Source organism: Mesorhizobium sp. M7A.F.Ca.MR.362.00.0.0 (genome assembly GCF_004023175.1).
Lineage (GTDB): Bacteria > Pseudomonadota > Alphaproteobacteria > Rhizobiales > Rhizobiaceae > Mesorhizobium.
Window position 1 is genome coordinate 1 of sequence record NZ_RZTF01000303.1, and the last position, 2,992, is coordinate 2,992.

The 2,992-nt window shown below is 54.4% G+C and carries 4 protein-coding genes; 1 reads left to right on the top strand and 3 read right to left on the bottom strand.

Annotation, left to right across the window (positions count from 1 at the left end):
* Both EOC06_RS27510 and EOC06_RS27515 read right to left on the bottom strand, forming a co-directional pair.
* The coding region (locus tag EOC06_RS27510; RefSeq protein ID WP_128309255.1) for an RcgR family putative quorum lactone hydrolase at positions 1–672 on the bottom strand (672 nt) is incomplete at its 3' end.
* Positions 662–2,275 carry an RcgA family putative transporter gene (locus EOC06_RS27515; RefSeq protein ID WP_128309256.1) on the bottom strand — a complete coding sequence of 538 codons (1,614 nt, stop codon included), beginning with the start codon at positions 2,273–2,275 and terminating at the stop codon, positions 662–664. The genes EOC06_RS27515 and EOC06_RS27510, both read right to left, overlap by 11 nt.
* Before the next feature lie 132 nt (positions 2,276–2,407).
* Between EOC06_RS27515 and EOC06_RS27520 the strand changes: the two genes are divergently transcribed.
* Entirely contained in the window at positions 2,408–2,752 is a 345-nt protein-coding gene (locus tag EOC06_RS27520; RefSeq protein ID WP_128309257.1) for a hypothetical protein, read from the top strand.
* Here EOC06_RS27520 and EOC06_RS40325 read toward each other — a convergent pair.
* Entirely contained in the window at positions 2,749–2,913 is a 165-nt protein-coding gene (locus EOC06_RS40325) for a hypothetical protein (RefSeq protein ID WP_164898764.1), read from the bottom strand. The genes EOC06_RS27520 and EOC06_RS40325 overlap by 4 nt on opposite strands.
* Positions 2,914–2,992: the final 79 nt, after the last annotated feature.

Sequence of the window (2,992 nt, forward strand, 5' to 3'; positions counted from 1 at the left end):
CGCTAGACTCCCCGCCGTCAGGAACAGCGAGGCTTTTGACACGGCCTGGTCGTGCGCAGCAATCAACCCCGCGACCCAGGACCCTAAGCTCATACCAAGAACCGAAATGTCTCTATAGCCTTCGCTTTTCAACCAACGTATGAGCTTTCGCCCATCCAATACTGCCTGCCTTATGGACTGGATCGTTCGCCCGAGATTGGGGCTAAGCATATAATCGGCGTGGACGGAGCCAGGACGGCTGCGCTCGAAGTGATACGGCATGGCAATCTCGACAACGGTGATACCACGCCGCGAGAAAAAACTGGCAATCCGACGGTTCCGCGCGCTTGCATTCCAATGGTGAAAGATCACCATCGCCCGATCGAACGACCCGCTTTCTATGACTTTCGCCCACACAACATTGTTCGGTGCGATATCAGTCGCAATGTCCGACGGAAATTTTAGCCACCCATCTTTCCATTCAAAACGCTCATCGCTCTCACTCGGCTCATCGAAAAAGGCTGGATCAGCCACGGCCTGGTCGGCAAGGACACAAAACTCCTCCATGCTTGCAATCTTGCCCGCGCCCGGAAAGGCGCGGTCCGCGTCAAGGATGAAATCCGTTGTCTTCTTCCCTACCTCACCGCGTCGAGCACGCCGCTCATCCCAACGATCAAGCCAGCTATGATACACTGTGATTTTTTCCTAATCCGCTTGCTCGCCATCGCCGAAATCCGGGATCAAATAGGCCGTATGTCGCGAGCAGCACTCCAACGCCCAGCAGGATCGAAAAGCCAGCAAATGCATCGATCAGCAAGTAGCCAGCAACGAGTAACGCCACAACCGCCGACATCTTCCACAAAGGAACCTGAACCCGACTTCCGCCGCCTAAACGGATGGTCCCGTACACAAAAACAACACAGGTCGAAATAACGATAAGAAAGCTGCTGTAATGCGTCGGCATCCTATAGGCGATCCCTTCGCTCACGTCGTTGCCGCCATAGAAGGCTGAAGACATATCGCCGACCAACCAAGCCACGATATTTTCTCCACGCGATGTCAGGTAAGCACTCTGGAGCTTCATGACTGTGGCGATCAGAATCCCCAAAACAGTACACCGAAAAATTCCACGCATCACTCTGAGGCTGGCTTCGTTGTGCTCGTGTTGATAATCCACTTCCGGCCGATTACTCGCTGCTTCTCCAATTCTCCAGAGACTATGGATCACCGTATAGAGCAAAATGAGACCTACGAAGAACAGATAAAAGCACAGGCACATGTATAGGTAAGCGAGCCCCGTGAATACGACCGCTTGTGGCACCGATATGACCTCAGGGCGCACAATCGCTAACGAGCCCCAATCCGTCGCATAGTTGCCACCACCTTTCATCAACGGGATCAATGACACCCCGATCCACTGAACAAGACCGGCGAACAGCACACAAATCAAAAAAACCGCCCAATATGAATACGAAGAAGCTTCTACGCTGCGCGCCCAGGCATCGTCGCTTTCCATCTTATTGCGATTCCCCAAAAGCTTTGGGCGGCATTCATCTTTCCAAAAGGTCACTAGCTCGGTCACGAAGGCAAAAAACAGTGGCAAAAATACCATGAAGACGAATGTCCAATTCGCTGTCCAAAGAAACCCAACCTGCTTGACGACGCCATCCGCCCGGCCATATGTCACGCTGTGAATCCCCATAATATATGACAAAAACCCAAGAGCGGTGACACCCGCAAACACCGACGCCGGTAAATTCAGGGGAGATCCGTGAGTAAAAAACGCCTCCGATTTCCTCGCCAAACTAAAACGCCGCCTCGGCCCCTTGGCGTCAGTATCCCGTTTTAGCTCTGCCGGAGACGCTGAGTCGTCATCGAAGGTCGCAGCCCGTGCTGTATCTGGAATCTCCCGTGCAACGCCGCTTCCGGCTCTCTTCCATTCCCGTCTCTTGGTCGATAACCGCGATTGCGCCGCACTAAGCTCCATCTGCCATTCGCTTGTTGCCACCGGATCATCGCACCCAAAAACCCTCGCCAGCCAACGAATATTGGCAGTGCTAATTCCCTTCTCGTTCTCTTGAAACCAAAGCTGCACTGTTCGTAGATCGACTCCAATCCGGTTGGAATCAATTTGTGAAATCGCTTCTGCAAGAAGCTCGGGCGTCCATGGGCCTGCAGGAAATCCATCTTTGCCCAATGGCCGACCCGCACCCGCAGCGGCCAATCGTTTGAATAATTCCTTGAAATCACCCCCGTCTCTCGGCGGCGGGAGAAATAACTTTCCATTCTTAAACAACTACTTGCAGGCTCTGGTTTCGCTTCGTTTCGCTAGTCTTCGTATCCTATCGTGCCTTCGTCCCTGATCAACGTATTTCTCAACTCGATGCAACGGGCGAGGGGCGGGCTGCAAATCACTCGGAGCAGGACAATGGCTGTTGAACTGGCGTGCAGCAACGGAGAGGCGCAGGAGGCGGGCACAGTCGTGGATCTGATCGCGGCGCACCGCCGCGCCATTTCAGAGCTGGAGTGTCTCGGGAAACGTTTGATGCACGCCGAAGAGGCCGAGGCGGCGCTGATCGGTCCGCGGCTTGACGCAGCAATGAAAAGCGAGACGGTTATTCGACGGCAGGCAGCGATGGCGCCGGTCGCCAATGTTTGCGAGCTGAAAATCAAAGCCGCATATTTTAAGCGGCTCATAAGCAACGGTTGGTGTGACCTGGATGCTGACGACCTGCATGCGTTGCTGCGGTCTTTTGCTGAGTTGCCGACCTAACAAAGGACGGCGGAAATCCAAGACGTAAGCGCGCGCCATGCGGCATAGGCCAACGCCGGCACCGCGATAATGGCGATGAATGCGAAGGCGCCGGTTATGGCACCGTGCGTGCGGCCCTCGACGGGATAGTAATAGGGGCTCGATTGATCCTCGTGGTTCATTGCTTGCGCTCCTCTGGGCGTCTCAGCAGAAGTTCAATGGGATGTTGAAACTTCGTCGCCCAAAGACCATCAGCCTTCG